Origin of the sequence: Pseudobutyrivibrio sp. AR14 (genome assembly GCF_900101325.1) — a bacterium.
Classification (GTDB): Bacteria; Bacillota; Clostridia; order Lachnospirales; family Lachnospiraceae; genus Pseudobutyrivibrio.
The window spans coordinates 1-1,601 of sequence record NZ_FMUY01000040.1 but is presented as its reverse complement, the minus strand read 5'-3'; the positions used below and the strand labels follow the sequence as shown (position 1 = coordinate 1,601).

The following is a 1,601-nucleotide window of genomic DNA, read 5'->3' as shown; positions in this document are numbered from 1 at the left end:
TAATTAATTCTAAGGAGTGGAAAAGTTTTAGATAGATTGAAAACGATTAATAGAAATAAGCAGTGCTTTGTAAAGTGCTGCTTATTTTTCTTCGTGAACATTAGGCTGTTGAGCCTTCGGATTTTTTAAAAATAGGAATGCTGAAATTATAAGGGTAAAAATACTTTATGGTGTCAGAGCGGGAGGAAATAGCAAAGCGCAGGTAGAACGAGAAGGTTACACAGAAAGCCAAGCGGTGGCATACGGCACAGCAGTAGGAATTGAAGAAGGCATAAAGACTTCAGCTATGTTTGCAGTTGGAGGTGCTGGAAGATTTGCAACTGGTATTCCTGTGCCAGTTGGAGTATTAGGTGCGGGTGTAACTGGATTTACAATGGAATATGTGGATGAAGCATATATAAATCCGGCTATTCGTGCTAATATTTTAAATGATGAGGCAGCCTATAATATCGACTACAAACAAGCATTAATCAATGCGGGAATAACTGGAGCTTTCACTGCAGGAGCTTATTATATGTTCTCTAAAACATCTCCTCAGAATACATCAGAGGTTGTGGCTGATGAGAATGTGAAAATAGATGCTATCGATAGCCCGGAGGTGGTTGTTGAAGATGTGGCTGGTGTCGATGGGGAAAGTGTCATCAATACGGATTGGTATAAACCCGATGGTTCAATTAATTATCCGCCGAATAATGGTGCTGTTCCAGGAACAGAAGTTAATATAACATTAAAACAGGGAGAATCACTGGGAAGATATGGAGCAATAGGGCCAAGAAGTAATTTTGTTACTGAAACAGGAGCTGATGCTAATAAATTGGCATTACCACCTACTACTGATCCAAACGTTTACCAGGAATTTGAAGTAATAAAAGAGATACCGGATACAACTCAAGCTGTAATTGCAAAGTGGGGAGGATCAGATGGTGGTGGTTTACAGTATGAACTTCCAAAGCCTATATTACAATTGATTCGAGAGGGATATTTGGTACCTAAGTAAGAAAGAGGTGTAAGATGTTATCAACAGAGGAATTAAAAAAATACGTGTATAATGAAATTCGAACAAATCTAGGAGATGTAAATTATGATAAATTGTTTTTTAAAGAAGGAACAGATAATAGTGTAGAAGGAACATATATATTTAGTAAGTATAATGAATACCATATTCTTTATACCGAGAAAGGGCGAATTAGGAGCGATATTTTAACAGACGATAAGAGGGAAGTTCTATGGCACGCAGTGCAGGTGATTTCTGTTGAAATTATTATGAATTTTGCGATACTCAATAGAGAAAAGGGAAAGGATTTTCGTAGAGCTTTTTTTGCGAAAGAAATAGAGGTTTTTTCATTGTTTGGAGAAGATTTTGAGAAAAGAAAAAAGGAAGAAATAGAAATAATTCTAAAAGATAATCCTTATAATGATGTTTAATAGGCAATTGCTAAATTTCTATGGTCTTAAGTCAATATAGTGTAATGCAATATTAAAAGACGGAATAAAAATGGAAGAATTAAAGTATAAGAAAAAAAATATGGATATTCAACAACAAATTAAAAAGGAAATGGAAAATGCTAAAAATGGAAAGAGTACAAAGGATTATACACAAT

2 protein-coding genes are annotated in these 1,601 nt (G+C 35.1%); both read left to right on the top strand.

Going from position 1 to position 1,601, the window contains the following annotated elements; genetic code table 11:
* The first annotated feature begins 235 nt into the window (after positions 1-235).
* Positions 236-997 (top strand): TNT domain-containing protein, encoded by a 762-nt coding sequence (locus tag BLP50_RS14155; protein ID WP_090155906.1) that lies wholly within the window; start codon positions 236-238, stop codon positions 995-997.
* 14 nt (positions 998-1,011) lie between these two features.
* Entirely contained in the window at positions 1,012-1,425 is a 414-nt protein-coding gene (locus tag BLP50_RS14150; RefSeq protein ID WP_090155904.1) for an Imm63 family immunity protein, read from the top strand.
* The last annotated feature ends 176 nt before the right edge of the window (positions 1,426-1,601 follow it).